Origin of the sequence: Paenibacillus sp. HWE-109, assembly GCF_022163125.1 — a bacterium.
Classification (GTDB): Bacteria; Bacillota; Bacilli; order Paenibacillales; family NBRC-103111; genus Paenibacillus_E.
Window position 1 is genome coordinate 7,125,858 of sequence record NZ_CP091881.1, and the last position, 21,350, is coordinate 7,147,207.

The 21,350-nt window shown below is 47.2% G+C and carries 18 protein-coding genes; 2 read left to right on the forward strand and 16 right to left on the reverse strand.

Going from position 1 to position 21,350, the window contains the following annotated elements; genetic code table 11:
* Positions 1-13: 13 nt before the first annotated feature.
* The 10 genes from LOZ80_RS30535 to LOZ80_RS30575 all read right to left on the reverse strand — a co-directional run bounded on the left by LOZ80_RS30535 (position 14) and on the right by LOZ80_RS30575 (position 11,268).
* Positions 14-895 (reverse strand): carbohydrate ABC transporter permease, encoded by an 882-nt coding sequence (locus tag LOZ80_RS30535; RefSeq protein ID WP_238168130.1) that lies wholly within the window; start codon positions 893-895, stop codon positions 14-16.
* A 16-nt stretch (positions 896-911) separates the two neighbouring features.
* Entirely contained in the window at positions 912-1,802 is an 891-nt protein-coding gene (locus tag LOZ80_RS30540; protein WP_238168131.1) for a carbohydrate ABC transporter permease, read from the reverse strand.
* A gap of 95 nt (positions 1,803-1,897) precedes the next feature.
* Positions 1,898-3,259: an extracellular solute-binding protein gene (locus tag LOZ80_RS30545; RefSeq protein WP_238168132.1), complete on the reverse strand. Its 1,362-nt coding sequence runs from the start codon at positions 3,257-3,259 to the stop codon at positions 1,898-1,900.
* Between the two features lie 190 nt (positions 3,260-3,449).
* A complete protein-coding gene (locus tag LOZ80_RS30550) occupies positions 3,450-3,677 on the reverse strand; it encodes a hypothetical protein (protein ID WP_238168133.1) in 228 nt (75 codons plus the stop codon).
* A 56-nt stretch (positions 3,678-3,733) separates the two neighbouring features.
* Positions 3,734-5,020 (reverse strand): ABC transporter substrate-binding protein, encoded by a 1,287-nt coding sequence (locus tag LOZ80_RS30555; protein WP_238168134.1) that lies wholly within the window; start codon positions 5,018-5,020, stop codon positions 3,734-3,736.
* A gap of 106 nt (positions 5,021-5,126) precedes the next feature.
* Positions 5,127-5,597, reverse strand: coding sequence for a hypothetical protein (locus tag LOZ80_RS30560; protein ID WP_173220739.1), 471 nt, complete (start codon positions 5,595-5,597; stop codon positions 5,127-5,129).
* A gap of 92 nt (positions 5,598-5,689) precedes the next feature.
* Positions 5,690-5,938: a helix-turn-helix transcriptional regulator gene (locus LOZ80_RS39610; RefSeq protein ID WP_443146990.1), complete on the reverse strand. Its 249-nt coding sequence runs from the start codon at positions 5,936-5,938 to the stop codon at positions 5,690-5,692.
* A 243-nt stretch (positions 5,939-6,181) separates the two neighbouring features.
* Positions 6,182-8,485 (reverse strand): DUF4962 domain-containing protein, encoded by a 2,304-nt coding sequence (locus LOZ80_RS30565; RefSeq protein ID WP_238168135.1) that lies wholly within the window; start codon positions 8,483-8,485, stop codon positions 6,182-6,184.
* A gap of 27 nt (positions 8,486-8,512) precedes the next feature.
* On the reverse strand, positions 8,513-10,504 hold the full coding sequence (locus LOZ80_RS30570; RefSeq protein ID WP_238168136.1) for a heparinase II/III domain-containing protein: 1,992 nt from the start codon (positions 10,502-10,504) through the stop codon (positions 8,513-8,515).
* Positions 10,501-11,268, reverse strand: a complete 768-nt coding sequence (locus LOZ80_RS30575; RefSeq protein WP_238168137.1) for an SDR family NAD(P)-dependent oxidoreductase — start codon at positions 11,266-11,268, stop codon at positions 10,501-10,503. Before LOZ80_RS30575 ends, LOZ80_RS30570 begins: the two co-directional genes overlap by 4 nt.
* Positions 11,269-11,308: 40 nt before the next feature.
* Between LOZ80_RS30575 and LOZ80_RS30580 the strand changes: the two genes are divergently transcribed.
* Positions 11,309-11,575 carry a hypothetical protein gene (locus LOZ80_RS30580; RefSeq protein ID WP_238168138.1) on the forward strand — a complete coding sequence of 89 codons (267 nt, stop codon included), beginning with the start codon at positions 11,309-11,311 and terminating at the stop codon, positions 11,573-11,575.
* A 277-nt stretch (positions 11,576-11,852) separates the two neighbouring features.
* On the opposite strand, the gene LOZ80_RS30585 is transcribed toward LOZ80_RS30580, so the two are convergent.
* The 3 genes from LOZ80_RS30585 to LOZ80_RS30595 form a co-directional block, all read right to left on the reverse strand.
* Positions 11,853-13,706: a cache domain-containing sensor histidine kinase gene (locus LOZ80_RS30585; protein WP_238168139.1), complete on the reverse strand. Its 1,854-nt coding sequence runs from the start codon at positions 13,704-13,706 to the stop codon at positions 11,853-11,855.
* Positions 13,703-14,743, reverse strand: coding sequence for a response regulator transcription factor (locus LOZ80_RS30590; protein WP_238168140.1), 1,041 nt, complete (start codon positions 14,741-14,743; stop codon positions 13,703-13,705). The genes LOZ80_RS30585 and LOZ80_RS30590 overlap by 4 nt, the downstream gene beginning before the upstream one ends.
* Before the next feature lie 86 nt (positions 14,744-14,829).
* On the reverse strand, positions 14,830-16,425 hold the full coding sequence (locus LOZ80_RS30595; protein WP_238168141.1) for an extracellular solute-binding protein: 1,596 nt from the start codon (positions 16,423-16,425) through the stop codon (positions 14,830-14,832).
* Between the two features lie 325 nt (positions 16,426-16,750).
* Between LOZ80_RS30595 and LOZ80_RS30600 the strand changes: the two genes are divergently transcribed.
* Positions 16,751-17,797 (forward strand): DUF7309 domain-containing protein, encoded by a 1,047-nt coding sequence (locus tag LOZ80_RS30600; protein ID WP_238168142.1) that lies wholly within the window; start codon positions 16,751-16,753, stop codon positions 17,795-17,797.
* 665 nt (positions 17,798-18,462) lie between these two features.
* Here the strand turns inward: LOZ80_RS30600 and LOZ80_RS30605 are convergent.
* From LOZ80_RS30605 to LOZ80_RS30615, 3 genes are all read right to left on the reverse strand, one after another.
* Entirely contained in the window at positions 18,463-19,344 is an 882-nt protein-coding gene (locus tag LOZ80_RS30605) for a carbohydrate ABC transporter permease (protein ID WP_238168143.1), read from the reverse strand.
* 16 nt (positions 19,345-19,360) lie between these two features.
* A complete protein-coding gene (locus LOZ80_RS30610) occupies positions 19,361-20,323 on the reverse strand; it encodes an ABC transporter permease (protein WP_238168144.1) in 963 nt (320 codons plus the stop codon).
* 213 nt (positions 20,324-20,536) lie between these two features.
* Positions 20,537-21,220, reverse strand: a complete 684-nt coding sequence (locus tag LOZ80_RS30615) for a TetR/AcrR family transcriptional regulator (RefSeq protein ID WP_443147091.1) — start codon at positions 21,218-21,220, stop codon at positions 20,537-20,539.
* Positions 21,221-21,350 lie beyond the last annotated feature (130 nt).

A 21,350-nucleotide genomic window follows, 5' to 3' on the forward strand; every position in this document is an offset into this window, starting at 1 on the left:
GAGAGGGGTGAAGTTAACCCTTCACCGCTCCCGCTACCATACCTTTTGTAATTTTGTCAGCTAACAAGAAATAAATAATGATGACTGGCAATGCGCCCAGAACGAGGAATGCGCCAATGGCTCCGTAGTTGACGGAATACTGACTCACGAAGCTGTTGACCCCGAAAGGCAGCGTCTTGAGCCGCTCGGAGGAGATAAACGTCGCCGCGAGAATGTACTCATTCCATATATTAATGAAAGTTAAAATACAGACCGTCATCATCGGCGGTATCGATATCGGCAGAATAATGCTCCAGAAGATCCGGAAAACCCCCGCGCCATCCATGACAGCGGACTCCTCGATTTCAGCCGGAATGGATTTCATAAATCCACTTAGAATGAACACTGCTATCGGCGTTTGGAAAGCGATATAAGGCAGAATAATCGAGAGATGCGTGTTCAGCGCGTGCAAGTTTTTGAAAATAATCATGAGCGGCAGCAGCGTCGCTTGCAGCGGCACCATCATCCCGATCAGGAAGATCACCATAACCAGTTGGCCGTATTTCCATTTGAACCGCGCAATCGCGAAGGAGGCCAAGGAGCCCAGCAGAATCACACAGATCATCGTGACCGATGTGACGAACAAACTGTTTTTCAAGTATTGGAAGTAATGTCCCGCATCGATGGCAGCGGAGAAGTTGCTCCACTGAAGGGCATGCGGCAGGGCGAAAAATTTGCCCGACAAAATTTCCTCATTCGTTTTCAACGAATAAATAAAGAGCCAAAGCAGTGGATAAACTTGCGTAACCACGAGCAGTGAAAGAAATCCGACGACGATAATTTTGACGAAAGAGAGGCGTTTGCGTCTCCGAATTGTTGCAGGTTTAGCCGCAGCTATCTCCCTTGCCGTTTGCATGGCGACACTCCCCTCCTCATGAAAATCTTTTCTCTAGTTTGTTGAAAATCGTATTGATAATAACCGTTGCAATTAAGCACAGACCAACCAAGAAGGCGGCAATCGCGCTTCCGTAGCCATATTTCATGGACAGGAATGACATGTTGTACATATGCGTCGAAATCACATCAGTTGCATGCGCCGGGCCGCCTGCGGTCATGACCATGACCATGTCGAATGCCTGCAGGGAGCCGATGAAGGCGAGGACGATCGATATTTTGAAAATCGGAATATTCATAGGGAAGGTAATATGCCAGTCGGCTTTAAGCCCCTCTGCACCGTCAATCCGGGCTGCTTCATAAATATCAGCAGGGATGTTCTGAATGCCGGTAAACTGGATCAATGTATGATAACCAAGGTACTGCCACAGGGCCACGAAGTAGAGCGAGTACATCGCAATCTTGGGTTCTGTCAACCACGAATGGGTCCAGCTGTGCAAGTTCAGCATGTCTAATACTTGATTCAGCATGCCCCCCATAGCGGCAGGGTTGTAGATCGTTTTCCACAATTGACCGATGATAACAACGGATAAAATAACCGGTAAAAAGTAACTCGAAACGAGAAAATTCGGTTTTTTGATAAAACGGTTAAGCAGCATCGCCACGCCTAAAGCGACCGGAATTTCAGCCATGGAAAACACGGCGAACATCAAGGTACGGCGAACAGACGGCCAGAACACGGGGTCTGCGAAAAGCAAGGTGTGGAAATTTTTGAACCCGACGAACGTCGACTCGCCAATTCCATTCCAATCCAGTAGTCCGCTGTAAAGCGATACGAGAATCGGGACAAAAACGAGACTGACATAAATAATCAAACACGGCAGTACAAACATGGCAATCGTCCACTTGGAGACTCTTAACACATTCACTTGGCTCGCCTCCTTCATGGCATATACCAATCGGAATTCACCCTCAGCACACTCGCGGCGCTCAGGATAAATTCCGATTTGGCTGCTAATTCATCTTATTTTTTGTTCGTGTCGTAGGCTGTTTGGTGTTCTTTCCCTACTTCAGCAGGATCTTTCTTCTGCACGAAGAGGTTTTGGATGCTAGTTAAGTGACCTTGCGATGTTCCTGGGTTCATCGTGTTGTCGAATGCCAAGTCGCCGCCTTTTACTTGTTTGAACAAGCCAAGCACTTCCATCGCCATGTCGGAGTAACCAGCTGCTTTGAAGTCGCCGTCTACTTTTTGTGCGATACCTACTGCGCCTTTAACTGCGAAAGCTTCTTTAGGGAAGTTAAGCATGAAGAAGTTCAAGAAATCTTTGGTTTCTTTCAAATGTTTGCTGTTTGCAGAGATTGCGAACGCGCTGCCTGGTGCCAACATGAACTCATCTGGGTTACCTTTGCCTTTAACTGTCGGGAATTTGAATACGCCCACTTTACCGTTAACGGAAGAAGTTTCGATGCCGCCAGTTGCCCAGCTGCCCATGTAGTACATAGCCGCTTTGCCTGTTTTGAACAAGTTCTCACCGGCATTGTAGTCAAAAGATGTTGCGCCTTCTTGGAATGCGCCAGCTTGGATCAAATCTTCAAAGCTGCTGACGGCGTCTGTGAAAGCTGGATCTGCGAAAGTCTTCTTGCCGTCAACAACCGCTTGCAGGAAGCCAGGTCCGCCGTTCGTGCGAAGCAAGACGTTCATGAACAAGAAGGAACCGGTCCAGGAATCTTTTTCACCGATGGCCATTGGCTGAATGCCTTTGCCTTTCAGTGTTTTGACAGCTGCAACCATTTCTTCGAATGTTTTCGGCACTTCAACGCCAGCTTGTTTGAACAAGTCTTTGTTGTAATAAACAAGTCCGATGTTGTTGCCGTCTGGAAGCGCGTAGATGTTCTTGTCGAACGTGTACCAGTCAAGGATACCGTCTTGGAACGTTGCTTTCAGGCCGTTTTGCTCAACCATATCGTTCAGCGGAGCGAAAAGTTTAGCATCAACGAAAGGCTTCATTTGCGCCGCTGGATTCACGATCGTGATATCCGGAACTTCTTTGGATGCCGCTTGTGTTTTCAATTTCAGCTTTTGCTGATCCGTGTTCAAGGAATCAAGCTCGATTTTGATGTTCGGGTTTTTCGTTTGGTAGTCATTGACGATTTTCTTCAACATGCCGTTTTTCGGGTCCGTTGGATCTGGATATATGTTTTGGAACGTGATGGTAATGTTCTCTTTTTTCTCTACTGTGCTGGTCGTAGCCGCTGGTGTTGCTGCTGCTTTGGCATCCGGTGTGGCAGTGCTCGTGCTTGTTCCGCTGCCTGAACCGCATGCTGTTAAGCTGATTGCCAGTAAGCTTGCGCCGATAACTTGAAGACCTTTATATTTTTTTACCAATGTGAATCCCCCTCGTTTGTTTGGTGATCTTGATGTCCTTATTATTGCGCGAAAATGGGAGTGCTTACAATGTGGGAACTATAGGTATGATGTTTACTTTTTATAGGTATCTGGGAAGCGACGAAAAAGCACCGACTGTACAACCCCTCATTGAGATTGTTCAGTCAGTGCTTGAATTAATTCGTAATAACTAAATACCCTTTTTAAAACTTACTATGATATCAAAAGCAACAAAAACTAAACCACCTACTATAAGTATCCAAGGCAAGGTATAAATATATTCAGGGAGAGGAAAATCTTTCACAGTGCCTTGCGCTTCAACCATTTGATAATAAATGAAATATTTCGTTGCCAACTCTAAAAATAATAAGTAAAAAGCGCCTGAAATAATTAATAAAGTACCTGCTATTTTATTCAAAATAATCCCCACTTTCGAATATTAATTCCCATACAGCTCCTTTAAGAGAATTCATACTACTTTATTGACGTTACAAGTATCTCTTGGCCTTTTTCTTCGAACTCCTTTAAAGCCTCTTCTGTCGTAATTCTACCTTGAATAGTTTGATTCAGTAACTCCGAACCGATTGCTGCAATTTTAGAAATCTTTATTGTATCTACGTGGATTGATTCTCTTTGATTATAAGTCACTTTATAATCGTAAAACTTACTAGAGAAATCATCATCACGCATAATATTACTTCTTGAAGTAAGCAAAGGTAAATTCTGAGATTTAACCTTTGCTACCCCTTCACTATTAATAAACTTTATTAGATCCCAAGATTCCTTTATGTGAGTGCTATTGCTTATTATTCCAGATAAACCGAATAAAGTTATATTCAACCCTTCCTTATTATCTGAAAAATACGGCAAACTTGCAACTCCGTAATCATCTTTATTATTTAATCCACCTTGAACTATCCTGCTATAATCATAAATTGCCATACCCACTTTATTGTTTCCGAAGTTTGGGCTAATTCCTTGTTTCTTAGCAACCATCGGAGTAAACACAATTTTTTTACTATATAAATCTGCAACCTGCCCCCACACTTTTTTCCACGACGGTGTGTTTACAACCATTTTATTCCCATCCCCTTGAACAAGACTTAACTCATTCGCGTACGTAAAAATGCCCAAAGCATCAAATGGATCTGGTTGCGGTAAATCCAACCCATATATTCCTTCGGTTTCTAATCTCTTTGATATAGCTTCAGCTTTTTGAACTAAATCATCCCAACTTTCATGATCAGAAGGAGGATCTATATTTAAATCCGAAAATATTTTTTTGTTATAAACCAAACCAAACGAATTAAAAAACGGTGCTAATCCATATGTTTTTCCATCTCCGTAGACAGATATCATAGTTTTCACAATATCAGCGTAATTATTAAAATCGAAATTGTCTTGTTTCATTAGAGGATCTAACTCTACTAATAAATTTTCATTTACTAATGTTGTTAATTCAGGCCCTCTTACAAAGGCAACATCAATCGGATTTTCTTTAATAATATTAATCATTGCATTGATGGGATCATTAATTTTCTTCTCATCTTTACTTATTATTGTGTTTAGATCAAGAATGTTGATTTTTACATTAGGGTGAACTAGCTGATATGGTTCAATCCAATTTTGCCGTACTTGTTGCGAATCCTCTGCTAAAACTGTAAGTTGAATATTTTTATCTTCTTTAGAGGTAGTTTGACAACCGCTAGTCAAAAATACTGTACAAAATAAGACAGTTAGCCCAAGCGCAATGTTTTTCATCTTTGAGTTCACACCTTTATATTTTTTCGAAATTATTAATGGAAAGGGAGATTGATTCACTCAATCCCCCTTTCGTGTGTGGTGAATTATCTATTTAATTAAAAACTTAACCCTGGGGATCGTGTGAAGTCCAAGAGTTGCCTGCTTTTTGAGGGAAATCGGATTCAACATTATAATAATGATCATCCCCATACCAGTGGGTTACTGTATAGTTACCTACATAACCAGTCAGATACTGGTACCCAAAAAAGTAAATTTTCTCACCTGAAGTAAGCGTGTATGTAAGAGTTTTAGTCCAAGTATCCGTATCTACCCATTGCACGTTCGTTGCATAAGAAAATGAACTTTTAAAAGAAGCAGTGGCTGTAATACTAACAGTAGTAGTACTTGTTACTGTTCCCGCTAGTGAAACTGTTAGATTTCCACAACCTACACAGTTAGAATCACTATCCAACAAATGGTAGGCAGTTGCGATGTTGTACGTTGTTTTAGTGTTTTGATAAGAATCTGCAAATGCAGATGACGCCATGCTAAGCATTAAGATTAATGCAAAAGCCATTGAATAGATTTTTTTCATTTTTTACTATTCCTCCCATTTTTTCACCACACAAAAAAATTAAACCACAGTTCCGTATTACAGTAAATACTTCATATGTAAAAATATGTAATTTATATGTTACTTAAAATCATAATTATTAGCATTGTCTTGGAGCTCACATTTAGCTTCTTATTTATATTTTGTAAATGAGTTCTAACCGTATTCTTGCTTATTGTGAGTACACTGGCAATTTCTTTGTAATTATAATCATCTACTACCCAGTGAAGTAAAACTTCTTTCTCTCTTTCTGTTAGATCATTTATTTTGAGTAGATTTGTCCTTAACACTGCATTTCTTTTTGTAAGATGCGGTTCTATCATAATAACCTCCCCTTTTTCGCTGCAGAGATTCCCTTTTTATGGCATTTATTATTTAACCACACTTTTCTTTATGCAGTAAATACTTCATTTCACAAAATATATATTAAATGTATTTTATTGTATTTTATATACGTGGTTTTTTTGATGTTCATCACAAAGAAGCTAAAATCGACAAAAAGACCGACCCATTCGCTTGATAGGCGAAATGGAATCGATCTTTATAGATAAGTCCAATATACAAACTTAGTAAGCCTTAGGTACCTCAACTTTATTCGTGATGCCGTCTTCCGTGAAGTAGATATGCGTGTCGAAGCCTTGGTCATCCATGAAATAGGACACGTATTTCGGCTCGCCGTGCTTGATCGGCACGAGGAGCGTCGCGATCCGGTGGCTGCGCGCCGGCTTGGTGGTTGCCTTCAGGTGCCAATGCTGCGGCAAGCCTTCGATTTCGACCGGATCAACATCCGCGAAGCCTTGATGCTGCGTCAGCTCCAGTTCACCGGAGGAGCAGTACACGAAGCGACCGTCCATGTCCGCTTTGCGGCCCTGGACTTTGAAGGTCTGTCCGTTCAGCTTCATCTCGTACAGGGTCTGGAACAGCCAATCGACGGAGCCTGCCTGCGACAGGTCGATATGATCGACAACCACAACATACGTGCCAAAGAAGTACAATTCGCGCACATAGCGCTCTAGATATGGCACGTTCTCCAGATATGCCGCCGTGCCGTTGCTGCGGGAGTATCCGTAGCCCTTGCGCTGCTCGGCCACTTCGACGAAGCCGCTGGCAGCCATGTTCAGCACTTTATTTTTCTCGGCGTACTGCCCCCGCCCGTCAATCAAAATGTTGTTCGTCGAACGCGTCTGCCGACGCCAGTTCATATGCATCGTGCTGTTGAACGCCACGTAATAGCCGCTTTCTATGGCCAATGGTTCGCCATAGGCGTGCAGCAGGAAGCCGTTTTGGTCGCCATGGCTATGGCTGACGGAGCCGTATTTGCTGCTCTTCGTCAGCAGCATGATATGTCGCTCCGGATCGGCCATTTGCGAATGGAAGGCGACCCAGCCGATGTCGCGGAACCATTTGACCGACTCAATATTGGCGTCAGTCGGCTCTATCGCCTCCACCTGCGGATAATCGTGACGGTAGACCATCTCGTCAAAACGGAAATCCCACCAGCCGTAATTGTAGAATTTCATCTCGGAATCGGTATCCGTCTCGCGCACCCGCTCGAAATACCATTGGTACAACCCATTGTCGGTAACGCCAGCAAATTGACGAATGTTGAAGCCCGTCTTCAAGCTCACCGGATCACCAAGCGTGGATTGATCCCCGAAGCTGGCGCGGAGAGTGTCCGGGCTGAACGTATACAGCGGGAAATCGCCGGTTTTCGCAAAAAATGGTCTTTGATAAAAATTAATGCCCGTATATTTCTTCAGCAAATTCATCGCTTCCGTGACAAAGGCCATCCCGGTCGTCCAATACATCGGACCTTCCGCCCAGCCGCCATCCGGTCCGCCCCACGGCGAATATAAGCACGCATAGTATTCAAGGGTGTAGTCGAGCCACTCGCGGACTTCCGGCTCCTCCTCCAATAAAGCGATGCAGCTGGGAACGAGAACACTGGATAGCGAACGAACGGCATGACTGTCGAACGGCACATGATGGATTTTGGAATGTTCGATCACATGCTGGCTAATTTGGCGTGTGCGAGCCAGCAAAACCCCGCGCACCTGCACACGCTCCTCCTCAGACAACTCCGCATAAAGCCAATCGTAACCCCACGCGATAGCACCCGTCATACGGAAGGAAGCTTCATCATTGTAGTCACGGCTGGTCGTGCCGTCCATATTCCAAGAAATGGCGTGGAGCAGCCAAGTTTTGGCCTGATCCAAGAGGGCAGCATCTTCGGTTAAAGTACCCGCCACTGCAAGGTGACGAATCGCATAAAGCACTTCTTGCGTATCCATGTACATTTGACGCCAAAGCTTAGCAACTCGTTTGTTGCCGGGGTATGGCAACGGCTCAGCAATCAGCTCCCGATCTATCCAAGGCCGAACCGACTTTTCATAAAAAACATCAAATCCGCAATAACTCGGATCTACCGCTAATTGACGACGAAAATCTTCGATTTCGGCAGTTTGCAGCCATAATCTAGGATGCTGCACTGTTGCTTCCGCGTAGCGGCGGTGGCGGCTGGGCAGCGGAGTCTCCGGCAAATCTGCCGGGACCTCAAAGCGTCGCACTTGGCTCCATGCCGTATGCGAATCCTGCTCTTGAAGCAAAGCATACCGCCAGAAGTAGGTCCCCGGCTGCAGCGCTTCATCGGGCGTGTATAAGTTATAAGGAATCGGCTGTATAGTCTGCGTATCTTCCTGTGAGAAAGCAGGCGTTGACGAAATTTGCAGCACATAGCGATCCTGCTCCAATTGTGCAGGAATCCACGTAAAGCGAGGTGGGTTTTCCAGCAAAATCGTTTGCTCATTCGGTTCGTATTGTACAGTCAACACGCCGCTCTGCGGTTCGTATAAGGGCGACAATAAGGTCATATCCATTCTCCTCCCGGGTGATGATCTCTATGTGAAAAGCAGTCCGTCTTCACTTGTTAATTGCATACGTACAGGACTGACTGAATGATCAGGAACCGTGACCACCAACTCATTGGCGGAATGTTTTGTCAACTCCGCACGGCTGCCTGAACGGTAGATATGAATAAAGTCCGCGCGTCGATCCTGACGACGATGCAGCATAGCCGTAAGCGGCTTGCTCGGGTCGATTGCATCTCCCGGTGTTTGCACAGCTAGAAGCTCATCGCCCGGCTGTACAAATACCGTGTGAAACACGGTTGCCTGAGTTGCCAGCATGTAGGAGGCGTGAAGGTGAGTATCATGAAGGAATCGACCCAGAATCTTGTCGTCTTGATCTCTCTCCCGAGCCTGCAATGGCGCATTCGTTTCAACAACAGGATGCATCCACCACTCAATGCTTCGGGGCTCTTCGCCAGCAAGCTCAACCTGATACCAGTCCAGCAGCCAATCTTCCGTCAAAAGCAAATGCCGATTCAACGTGCAGCCCTCGTAACCGTCCGTTGACTGCAACCACGCGTATACGGAGGATTCGGTTGCTTCATAACGGACACAGCGCCCTTCATGCGGCGCTTGGGAGAGGCCATCCAGCGACACGGTATTGTGGCTGGCGGTTTCGACAAACCACGATTTGCGCATCGATGAGCCGTAAGGCACCATCCCCAAATCGGGCGTCAAGGTCTGCGCGTTGTGCATCAACGTCAGATGCAGCTTGTCGTAGTGGCCGTGGGAACCGCCGTGCTCGCCGAAATCAGCGAGGAACGACAGCGGGTTCCCCGCTACACGGCCAAGCACGAAGCCGGAGTCCGGCCAGAGCCGCGCCGGCCGCGGGCCGGGCGAAGTAACGCCGGCGGCTGCGCCGGAGCCGTAGAGCAGCGCTTCGAGCTGCTCGCCGCCGGCCGCGCCCAGCTGCCGGTACGCTTCGCGCAGCACCGGCGCGAGGCCGGCGATGCCGTAGATCGCGAGCCCCTGCTCCGCGATCTCGGCGATCTCGCGCGCGTAGGGTTCGCGCGCGAGCGGCCCGTCGTGCAGCGCGGGCAGAGCGCCTTGGTCGTCGGCCAGATCGGCCAAGACCTCGAGCATGCCGCGCATGGACTGCCCCTCTGCGCCGGTCGTGGCGTAGAGATCGATGCCGAACCGCTGCGCCATCTCCGCAGAGATCAAGTACGCCCGAAGCACGAAAACGTGATAGTACGTGCTTCCCTCGAACTCCATCTGATCGGGTTTCACGCCGATCGATAGATGATGCTTGAAGCCGCCTTGGCCTTCAATCAGGGCTTCGAGCGCCGCTTGCTCCCCGCGAGCAGCGTAGACGCAAGACAATGACGCGTTCAGCCAAGCGGTGTAATTGTTCTCCGCATTGTTCCGCTCATGGATAAGGATGTGCCGGTATTCTTCCATGCTGCCCGCGAGCAGGCCTAAGAACGCGTCGATTGCCGCTTGCTCTGCCACCGCGAACGCAACCCCCTCATCGCGCAGCAATAAGTACGCGCGAATCAGCGTCGTAGACCAGATCGCTTCCGTTAGCGCCTGGTGAAAAGCGCGCCCCTTCAGCATCCAGCTTTGCGCCTCCGGATGCACGGGGTAGAGCGGGAACTGCTCGGCGTATTCGACGAGCAGTCTTTTGCTGAGCGACGCATAAGATACTTCGCCTAGCGCCGCATAAACAGCAGCCGCCTGCAAAGCGACGCGAGCCAAAGACTGGTGCTTGAACACGAGCCAAGCACCGTGATATTCCTCACCTTCAATGACGCAGCCATGCGGACAGTGAAAGTCAGCTGCATCTACTTGCATCGAATCGAACGTCAGTTCGGTATGATGATGTGGACAAACATACTGGTGCCACCATCCCCCAGGTTCTTTGGGAATCGAGAGGCTGCCTGCTTGCAGCAGCCCGTCGATTTCCTCTTTTAATTGTTGTGCTATACGGCCTGCCCAAGTCAGATTCTCCAGCTTTTCGCTTAGCCTCAGCACCGTACTCATCGCATCATCATCCCGCCGTTGATTTCAATCGTCTCACCCGTAACATAGGCAGCCAGATCGGAAGCCAAATAAAGCACTGCGCCTGCCACATCATCCGGTGTTCCTTCCCGCTGCAGTGGAATTCCGTTGATCGTAGCTTGACGAGCCGTATCCGTTGTAAATGTGGCATGAAACATTGTATTGCCGATGAAACCAGGGGAGACGTTGTTAACTGTAATTCCGCTGGCTGCTACTTCTTTCGCCAGTCCTTTGGAGAAAGTCAGTACGGCTGCTTTGCTTGCTGCATAGATGCTTGAACCCGGTCCGCCGCCGTTGTGTGCTGCTACGGATGTCATGTTGATGATGCGGCCGCCGCCTTTGGCTTTCATGCCAGCGAGCACCCTTTTGGACATAAACACGGTACTTTTCAAATTCACGTCCATAATGCGGTCATACATCTCTTCGAACATCTCTGCATTCTGTACGCGCTGCACGAGGTGACCTGCATTGTTGACCAGAATATCAATCGTACCGCCGAGCGCCTGCTCCACTTCATGAACAAGTCGATCGATTTGCTCCAAGTTCGTCACATCCGCCTGCACTAGCACAGCCTCGCCGCCTGCTGCCTGAATTTCCGCTACAACTTCCTGCCCCTGCGCAACGTTGTTTAAACAATTCACCCCAACTTTAGCGCCATTGCTTGCCAAGCCCAATGCGATAGCGCGACCGATTCCTGCGTTAGATCCTGTTACAAGCGCAATCTTGCCCGTTAAATTGATGTTCATATGATTTCCTCCATTTGTTTGTGTAGTTTGGTGTTGGTTGATGGTTGATGGTGTTGGTGTTGGTGTTGGTGTTGGTGTTGGTGTTGGTGTTGGTGTTGGTGTTGGTGTTGGTGTTGGTGTTGGTGTTGGTGTTGATGTTGGTATTGATGTTGGTATTGGTATTGGTGTTGGTGTTGGTATTGATGTTGGTATTGGTATTGGTATTGATTTTGGTGTTGGCATTTGTATTGGTATTTGTACTGGTATTTGTATTGGTATTTTTATTTTTATTAGTGTGATATTGATGTTGGCATTGGTATTAGTGTGATCTTGATCTTGATGGTAGTAGTAGTCCTACTAGTTCCCATCCAGTATTGAAGCGACATAAGAGCCTCCAGAGACTTCTATCTCACTTTTTCCAGCTAGTTTCGCTTAAATAAGAGCCTTTGAAGACTGCTATTCCCGCAAAATGAGGCTATTCGGCCAAGTTATATTCAAATAAGAGTCCTTAACAGCTTCTATTTCCGAATTGATCGCATATTGGGTTCGTTTAAGAGCCTCCAGAGGCTCTTATTCACCCGCAAGGATGCCCGCCTAGCGCCGACTCAGCCCCGAATGCGAGGCCGCGCGGTCTCCGGCATGGTCATCGTCAAGCGGGTCCCTTGGCCCCACTCGCTGTCCACGGAGAGACCAAAGGCTTCGCCGAACACCATTTGAATCCGGCGATGGACATTCATCAGCCCGATGCCTCCGCGCTGCGAACTGCCTTCCCCTTGGGCCTCCTCGGGTTCAGCCAAACGATTCTGCTCCAGCTTCTGGCGCAGCTCAGCCAGTCGTTCCGGCTTCATACCGATGCCGTTATCTTCGACGAAGACTTGGAACAAGCCGTCTTCTTTGCGAGCATCGATGCGAATGATATGGTGCGTCTCTACACCGTCAGGGAAAGCATGCTGGAAAATGTTCTCGATCAGCGGCTGCAAGGTCAGCCGGACCATCTTCTCGAGCAGCAGACTAGGCGGAATCGCTACTTCAATCTCGAATTCTTTGCCTGTCCGGTGCTGCAAAACAATCATATAATTACGCACATGATTCAATTCATTCGCGACGGTTATTTCTTCTAAGTTGGTCTGCACGGAATAGCGAAGCATGAAGGCCATGGCCTCCACCATCTCCGTAATTTCACTGGAATCCTGCACAATCGCGTAGCAATTAATCGTTTCCAAGGTGTTATACAGGAAGTGCGGATTGATCTGCAATTGCAGCGACTGAAATTCAGCCCGCTGTCTCTCCAGTTTCGTTTCGCCTAGCTCCAGCGCATTCTTCTGCTGCTCAAGCTCGGCTTCGTAGACACGCTCAATCATATCTGAAAGGCGCGTTACCATCAGGTTATAGCTGTGAATGAGTCCGCCAATTTCATCGGTCCGGCCAATCTCCTCAATGTACTGCCAGTTCCCCTTCTCCGTCTCCCGCATACTCTCTTTCAACCCCCGAATAGGGGCGATAATGGAGCGACCGAAGCGATACGCCAGCCAAAGGGCTATTGTCAATGTCACCAGCCCGACGATAATAGTCGTTGTTCGGATCGTATCCGCAGGGCGGCGCAGCTCTTTTACAGGCATAGAAGCCACAAGATTCCAATCGGAGTAAGCCGATTTCCGCGACACAAACATACGTTCTTCCCCGTTGTATTTATGAATGAATGTCTGATTCCCGCTAGCCAGAATCAAAGATGACAGCTCATCTTGGGGCTTGCGCTGCCCCATTGCCGGCGGATAAATATAGTTCCCCGTATCGTCCACGATGAAGAAAAAGCCTTCCTTGCCCAAGCTGACACGGTCCCACGTTTTGGCCAGCTCCGCGAGCTTAATCTCAATAGCGGCAACGCCGCGATTCTCATCTCCATAGGAAGGGCCCCGCACTTTACGAGCCATCGTGACAACAGAGCCCTGATCGACAGGACGAATGCTCATGTTGAGCAGCGCGATTTTGCCGTCGCCCGCAATTTTCATCAGGTTATCGTATTGCTCCTGCACGAGCACAGGGTCGAAGTTGAGCAGGTTCTGATTCTCATAAATAACGGAGCGTCCATGCTGACCAACGACATAAATCATGTTCAACTGTTTATACAAAGTAACGACGGACTGCACCGACGCCTCGGCAAATTTCTTGATTTTATCGGAGTACACATAATATTCATAAGCATCATCCGGCTTCATTTCCATAAAAGACCGCACATCGGAGTTGGACGAAACCGTGTTGCTTAACAGCTCATAAGCCTGCAAATAACTATCTGTCTGGTAACTCGCGCTATCGATCATTTGCTCCATATATTGCTTCACCTGACCATCAAGCGCCTTGGACGATTGGATATAGGAGAAAGCGCCGACAGACAGTAGCGACAAGACGATCACAATGAGAAAATATGAGTAAATTTGACCTGAAAGCGTTCTTTTTCTCATGTACGAATGCCCATTTGTTGACGGTATTCCGAAGGGAGGCAGCCTTCATACTTCTTGAATGTCTTCGTAAAATGGGGATGGTCGGCATACCCGACCTCACCGGAAATATCCGTAATGCGCCACTGCGGCTGTTCCAGCAGCTTCTTCGCTTTCTCCATCCGCCTTCTGGTACGGTACTGCACGAACGTCTCTTGTGTGCTTTGTTTGAACAATTGACTGAAATAGGAGGGATTGAGCCCGATGAAATCAGCCACTTCCTCTAACGAAACTTCCTCTGCGAGGTGGGTTTCAATGTACTGCTTAGCCTCCTCTACCGGGTCCTTCAACTTGCCCTTGCGCTTCGCGCGGAGTTCTCCCAGATGTCCATGAACCGCCGCTGTGAACCGGCACCAAGCTTCCTGCTCATCTGCTGCGCCTGTCAGCTCCAATTCCCCCTGCATGAGGTACACATCGCGTACATTCAATCTTTGGTGTAAAAGGGTATGAATCTCTTGCAAAATATCAATCACACGATTGAGCTTGAGTTTATACGCCTGCAACTCATCCAGGATTTCGCTGATTAAGCCCTTCAGTTCAGCTTCTTGCAGCATCCAGACGGCATGCTCCATGCGACTTGCCCACTGTTCCAGCTTCGTGACCGCCACGAAGGTCTCTGAACTGACCTTGGTTTTGGTGCGAATCAGCTTCTCCAGCACGTTTTGGAAGCCTTTGATATTAACGGGTTTCAGTAAATACTCTTTAACCCCATATGAAACGCATTTCTGGGCATATTCGAAATCCCCGTACCCGGAGATGACCACCACTTGGATATCTGCATCCATCTCGGCGACCCGAGCGCACAGCTCAAGTCCATCCATCTTAGGCATGCGAATATCGGTGAACAGGAAGTCAGGTCGTTCCTCCCCAATCCGCTGCAGCGCGACTACGCCATTCTCAGCCGTTCGCAGGCTTTCAATCGGCAGTTCCGATTGTTCCACGAGCTTTTGCAATCCTTTGCGTATCATCGGTTCGTCATCGACAATGAGTATGCGGTACATGAGGAGGTCTCCCTTCTTACCCTTATGAAATGCCCGCTCCCCACGTGCACAGCACGTGAGGAGACGGTCATGCCCAGTTGCTGAGCTTATTTACGCGGCATCGACACCGTCGTACCGGAATCTTTACTATTGAATTTCTCCGTGGCTTCCTTGATAACATCGTTGCCACCTTTGGATTTCCACTCTTCCAATACTTTCGGCCAATCGGAAATCGGTTCTTTGCCATACACCATTTTGACCATGTGCTGCAAAATAACCGGAGGCGCTTGATCGGAAAGCGGTGAAATATCCACGTTTTTCATTAATGAATCCAGACGCGGCTCGAAGCTGATGCCGTCGCGGCCTTCATTTTTCAGTGTTGTATCATAGATGTTCATTAATTTCTTGCCTTCATCCGTCAAACCAAGTGTGCCTTTATTATAAGTCGTATCTTGCACCAGCCACAAGAAGGACTGACGATAACGCTCTTCATCGACGCCCGCGCTGTCTGTAGGGGATTTGTAGTCGATTTTGCCATCTACCGTTTTGTAGGTGTCGCCTTCGATCCCGAACGTGAAGAATTTCTCAGCTTCATCCGACATCATCCAATCGAAGAACTTGATGATTTGTCCGGCATTTTTCACATTTTTATTGATGAAATAAGTCCGTGGCGCTGCGCCGTACAAGTAGTGACCGCCTTTGCCATCCGGGCCTGTTGGTGAAGGAATGATTTCAATATCGCCTGTTGGTACCGTTGTTTTCAGTTGTGTTTCCCATTGCAGCATTTCATTCGCGTTCATGGACCACATGCCCGCTTTGCCGGCAAGGATTGTGTTCTTAAACACCGTCGCGTTGATCGTTGCGAATTCTTTGTTGATCAAGCCTTCGTCAAACATCGTTTTGTACGTTTGCAGCGCTTTCGTCATATTCTCAGTGTCAAAAAATTTCGGCAAAATTTGCTCGCCTTGCTTCTCAAACATCGACAAGTACGGATACACATCATATGCGCCGAAGAAGGAATCGGCATATTTGAAGTTCTCGCGACCCATGTACGGGTTCTCTACGCCCATTTCCTTGAACTTGCGGAGTACGTTCATGTACTCATCAACCGTTTTCGGAACGCCTAGACCGGCTTTATCCAGCAAATCCTTGCGCACGAAGATCGCGCGGCGGGACGGGTTGGACAAGTACTCCGGAATTGCGAAGATTTTACCTTGATACGTCACGCTGTCCCAAGCATCTTTGGGAATTTTTTTCAGCAAATTCGGGCCGTATTGCTTGAGTAAATCATCCAATGGCATGAACACGCCGGCTTTCACGGAACCAGCCATCTCCTTGCCGTTCACTCCGCCACTGCCCTGAACAACATCCGGAATATCGTTCGTTGCGAACATTTGGATCATTTTTTGCTCATATTCTTTGTGCGGAACCAGCACAATATTCATATCGGAATTCGTGATCTCTTCAACCTTCTTCACCCATTTATCTTGATTAATATCAGGTGATTTCTCGACATGCCCGAAAGCCAGGGTACGCAGAGAGATGGAGAATTTCGTTTTCTCAGCAGGCTTCGTGCTCGCCGCACCAGCCGTTGCGCCAGCAGCGTTTGTTGAACTCGGTTGCTCCGAAGTTTTGGACGAACAAGCAACCAGCATGCTGCCCATTAAAACAGCCGCCATCGTAGTCGGAATCCATTTTTTCATGTATGCCCCTCTTTTCTTTTCGCAAATTGATAGACATCTTTCACACCTTCATTGTAAAAGCGTTTACAAATTGCCGATATGGAATGCCTTTAGTTCGATTTGTCTTTTTTTTAGAATCCTGTTAAATAAGGAGATTTCATGCAGAATTAAACAGCTTCAATAGAAATTTCGTCGACGTTATAGGTATATCCTACCCCCGTGAAACGCTTTCAACAATGGAATGGCTTTTCACTTGCTTGTGTTTTTTTTAGGTTGGGCTCGTTAAGGCTTGTCAAATAAAAAGGATACCAACATAATGAAATAAATAATAGTTGGAGGTTTGGAAATGACCAACTTACAGGCAACTAAGGAAGAATGGCAGCAGCTTTTTGAAGTAACAAATCAATTTAAAAAACAGGCCCCTTGGGATTGGATGGAGGATGATGATTACTTTCTGATAACCGATCCTGAGAGCGGCGAGTTTGGTTGTTGTGTTGTCTTGGGGGCGGGCAGGATCAATTATGGGCTAAATGTTTATATAGGTCCCAAAGCACGACAATTCCTGCAGGAATTGAGCGGCGTTAATGATCAGTTGGATGATGATCAGATTGAATTGGCTTATTCGATGAGAGCCATCACCGTTGGTTTTGAGAACCGCGATCAGTTGGACAAAGATGATCTCCAATTAATCCGTGACCTTGGTTATAAATTTCGCGGTGCTCAGGCTTGGCCGCAATTCCGCAGCTTTGAACCCGGCTTCCTACCCGCGCAGCCTAATGGTCGAGAAGTGAGATTTCTAATAGCTGCCCTAGAGCAAACCATGCTTGTAGCAGATCGGTTCCGAGAGAATCCTGAATTGTACTTTGAACATGACCAAACGGATGAAGGGACTGGTGAACAACGTCTGCATCGCATCCCGAAGGTCATGAGCTCCAGTGTTACTTGGTCAGATACTTGGCTTCCTTGGCTGGAAGAGGGGGAATTTCTAACCCCATATGTATATCCAAACGAACTGCAACTTCGCCAATTAGGTAAAAGTTTGAAGAAATCAGCAGAGATCTGGCATTCCGACTTTCGATACATTTCCCAAGCATTCGGCGAAAAGGATGAACGAGGAAGCTATCCTCGATTGAGTCTATGGATGAGCGCTTCAACTGGTCTTGTGATGGCTGGCGGATTGGCGGATAACCATAATTTCATTCAAGCATATGTGGAACAGCTGCTCAATTTGCTCAAGGAGTCTGACCATAAGCCAGCTTCCATACAAGTAAGCTCCAAGAAAGCATATCTCGCTTTAAAGGACACTACTGATAAGCTAGGCATTACATTGAAATTCAATTTCAATTTGCCTGAGCTTTACATGGCTTTCGAAGAGATTGAAGATTCTTTATAGAAAATATAACTTCTACTTATGTGAAAAATTGCTTCGCCGCCCTGAGAGATCCGCCTCTTGTTAGCGACAAAACCTAGTAAGAGGAACTCTAGGGCGCTATTTTGGCAAATGGCAGGGAAGCGAGGGTCATAGCGGAACTACAGGGTCTTATTTCCACGAAAAGCGCTGAATTTCCCACGAAAAAGCAAAATAGCGTACTGTAGTTCCCTCAACCTCGCTATAATGCCACTTTTGGCTAGAATAGCGCCCTCTAGTTCCCATACCTCCGAGCTCACCCCAAAACATATAAACTCTAATATTTCTATTAAGGCAGCCCCCTTAAATCCACCCAAAAACTTATACTTTCTATGCGAAAAACCTAGCCTGCGGCTAGGTTTCATAACTTTTAGTGCTCGGGGGTGTGAGAGCGTACTATCTGATGCACTTCCTCCCCCACTTGGCTCATGAACGAACAATAAGCACTATCCCCTAGCTTATATCTCCAAAACAGCAGCAATTCGAACAAATAAGCACGTTCAGCTACCTTATTCGCAGCGCATAGAACCCCTTCATCATGATGGGGCCCAAAGAGGAATTTAAAGTAAGCTTCGCTCGCCCCAAACCCAAAATCATAAATTCTTTCAAAAATAAGGAACCATCCCCACAAGGACAGTTCCTTCTTCGCCTTAAGACTTAACCGAACCCACCATCATCCCTTTGACAAAATGACGCTGCAAAAACGGGTAGATCAGAATAATTGGAATTGTGGCAATGATAATTGTCGCCATTTTGATCCCTTCCGGATCCATGTGAGCCAGCCCGCTGAACTGCGAAGAGTTCGGGTCGATGCTGATGTCCTCTGAAGCGATCAACTGACGCAGCTTCACCTGAAGCGGCCACAGCGCCGGTTTGTTAATATAGTATAACGCACTTTGATACGTATTCCAGTGGCCCACAGCATAGAAAATCCCCAAGGAAGCCATAACCGGTTTAGACAACGGCAGGACAATGCTCCAGATCATGCGCAGCTCCGAGCAGCCATCCATACGCCCAGAGTCAATCAGTTCACTCGGAATTTGCAGGAAGAACGAACGCATCACGAAGAAGTTAAAGGCACTGATAGCTCCCGGAAGCAGCAGAGCCCACAGGGAATTCGTCAGGTGCAAATTTTTCATCAAAATAAAGTTGGGAATCAGTGGCGCACTGAAAACCATTGTGATCAGCACCATGATGACAATCGCGTTGCGGCCCGCATATTCAGGGCGAGAAACCGGATAAGCCAGCGATGCTGTAGCAATCAAGTTAATCAGCGTACCTACAATTGTAATGTAGACCGTAACTCCAAAAGACCGCCATATCGCCGCGTCACTGAACACATATTGATAGTTAATCGACGTAAATTCTACAGGAAAAAACAGGACTTTCCCCGTTACAATGGCTTCCGACGAACTAAAGGATTGAGCCAGCACGTTTAAGAACGGCAGGAGCATCGCTAGCGATAAGAGTGTCAGAAAAAGCACATTAAAAACATTAAACGTTTGCCAGCCGGCAGTCGGCTTGCGATTCATAGCGTTCACCTCCGTCTTAGTACAGGCTTTCCCCGGTTGTTTTTTTACTCATAACATTTCCGATGACGATGAGCATGACCCCAACGAGAGCTTTAAATAAGCCAATCGCCGTTGTATAGCTGAACTGTTGATTCAATAACCCAGCGGTATAAATATACGTATCTAGAATTTCGCCATTTTCTTTATTCAAAGGGTTCAAGAACACGTAAACACGTTCAAAACCGAAATCCAGGAACTTCCCGATATGCAGCAAGAACAAAATCATGATCGTTGGCAGCAGCGATGGCAGCGTGATGGAAATGGTTTGTCTCCAGCGGTTGGCGCCATCCACCTCAGAAGCCTCGTATAAATCGGGATTAATCCCTGCTAATGCGGCCAAATAAATGATCGTCCCGTAACCGGAGTCTCGCCAAATCCCCGACGTAATCAGTACCGTACGAATCCACGACTCTTCACCCAAGAAGTACACAGGATCGAAACCAAGCAGCGTAATGAAATGATTCACAGCCCCCGTAGACGGAGAAAGAATACCTATTGCGATACCGCTTACAATAACCCACGATAGGAAGTGAGGCATGTACACCACCGTTTGCAGAATGCGCTTGTAGAGGACGACTCTTAGTTCATTCAGCAGCAAAGCCAGAACAATAGGTGCCGGGAAAGCCAGCACGAGATCATAGATCCCAATCAGCATCGTATTCTTCAAAATTTTCAGGAAATCGTAATGGGCAAACATCCGGGCAAAATGCTCAAAACCAACCCACTTGCTCCCGGTAAAACCATCAAAAATGTTATAATCCTGGAAAGCAATGACCGACCCCAGCAACGGCACATATTTGAAAATAATAAAATACAAAATACCCGGCAACGAAATGAGATATAACGCCTTATACTTCCAAAGCTTTCGTAGAAAGCCTTTACCCTTGCTGACCTGTGCGCCTTGTCTCACTTGCTTCACAGCTTGTGCGTTGACCGCCATTCTCTGGCCCCCCTCACTTTATTCTCGTCGATGTTATAGTTCTATCCTACCTTTATAAAGCGCTTCCAACAATGGAATGCCTTTTCACTGACTTGTGTTTTTTTTAGGTAAAAAAGAGGGAGGGAAGCCTTTTCTTCCTGCGCAAATAAGGCCTTCCCCTACTAACGGGAAAGCCTTATTCTCTTCGTCATACTAGCAAAATCTTGAGGATCTTCAGGATCCGGCTCGCTGTAAGATTCCTTGCAAAATAACCTCTAACCCCCAGCGAAATCTATCTTCTCCCCCGGAAAGCATCTCCTCTTTCAAGCTGGCAGTTACGGGATAGCGCTCGGCATCTAACGACTGATAAAACGCAGCTATCGAAGTCAGCGTTGTACCGTTCTGATCCCTAGAAGATTGCTCGAATGCGACAGAAGCGGCGTAAAAGAGAAACAAATCACTCCCCCACGCGGCAGCGGTGGAATGAATGCCGGCTCTATTCAAGAGCTGCAGAATACACTCGGTAATTGCCAAGGAGTTCGGGCCAACGGAAATCGTCGTTTGCACAAGTGCAGCCAGGCCTGGGAACTGATAAAGTACGTCCAAGTACGATTTCAGAAAATCAAAGAGCTCCTTTTTCCAATCTTCCGCATGCACATCTGGCAGTAGGACCTCTTCTAAACCAAGATCCAACACATATGCATTCAATTCTTGAAGATTGGTTACATACACATAGAGGGACGAAGGGCCTGTGTCCAGCACTTTAGCGATTTTACGCATGCTTAGCCCGGATGAGCCTTCCTTCCTCAGCAACTCTAATGCCGTCTTTACAATAACTTCTTGACTCAACGGCGCTTTGGCGGGTCGTGAGCGGCGACTAACAATCGTTCGATTTGTAGTATTCATATTGTTATTTATAGCATACTAGCTGCTCCTGCTGCTAGCGATAACGCTGTTTTTCAGCGTTAACTTCGCCATTTGGCTACTTGGTGGGGCGATTTCCTGCTGAGAGGTTGTTTTTCAGCGTTAACATGCTGCTTTTTCTCCA